Annotated in this window: 1 protein-coding gene; it reads right to left on the reverse strand. The window is 64.2% G+C overall.

Features of this window, described 5'->3' with window-relative positions; genetic code table 11:
• Positions 1–994, reverse strand: a 994-nt coding sequence (locus tag ON27_RS29350) for an IS630 family transposase (RefSeq protein ID WP_043734819.1), incomplete at its 3' end; no start/stop codon positions are given.
• Positions 995–1,037: the final 43 nt, after the last annotated feature.

Below are 1,037 nucleotides of genomic sequence, written 5' to 3' on the forward strand. Positions count from 1 at the left end.
CTTCGTCCCAGGCGTTGATCCAGGCCTGGACGTCGGCTTTGAGTTCGGTGACGCTGCGATGGGCCGAGCGGCGCAGCTTGCGGTTGGTCAGCTCGGCGAACCAGCGCTCCACGAGGTTCATCCAGCTGGCCGAGGTCGGGGTGAAGTGCAGGTGGAACCGTGGGTGGCGCAGCAGCCATTTCTTCACCTCGGGAGTCTTGTGGGTGCCGTAGTTGTCGCAGATCAGGTGCAAGTCGAACTCCGCCGGGACGGCGGTGTCGATCGTTTTGAGGAACCGGAGGAATTCCTGATGCCGGTGTCGCGCATAGTGTTCGGCGATGACCGAGCCGCTGGCTACGTCTAGGGCGGCGAACAGGTTCGTGGTGCCGTTTCGCACGTAGTCGTGCGTCATCCGCGCCGGCGTGGTGGGCATGATCGGCAGTGTGGGCGCGGTCCGGTCCAGGGCCTGCATCTGAGACTTCTCATCGACACAGAGCACCAGCGCGTTCTGCGGCGGATCCATGTAGAGCCCGACCACGTCGCGGACCTTGTCCACGAACTGCGGATCGGTCGACAGCTTCCAGGTTTCGACCAGGTGTGGTTTGAGGCCGAATGCCCGCCAGATCCGCGAGACCGCCGACTGCGACATCCCTGTGGCGCTCGCCATCGTCCGTGTCGACCAGTGTGTATCCCGATTCGCCGGCGCCGATTCCAGTGTCGTGATGATCACCTGTTCCACCTGCTCGTCGGTGATCTTGCGCGGCGCGCCCGGCCGCGGTTCGTCGGACAAGCCTTCGAGCCGATCGCGTTCGAACCGAGTTCGCCACTTACGCACCGTTTCTCGCGATACGCCCACCTCGCGAGCGACCTCGGTGTTCGATCCGCCGTCCGCACAGGCCAGCACGATCCGAGACCGAACCGCCAACGCATGCACGGTCTTTCGGCGACGCGACCACCCCCGCAGCACCTGACGTTCGGTATCCGACAGCGCAAGAGGTTCGACCTTCGGCGGCACGCACCCACTCTAGACCGCCAACGAACTTACGACTCACTACACT

The organism is Nocardia asiatica NBRC 100129, assembly GCF_000308415.1.
Taxonomy (GTDB): domain Bacteria; phylum Actinomycetota; class Actinomycetes; order Mycobacteriales; family Mycobacteriaceae; genus Nocardia; species Nocardia asiatica.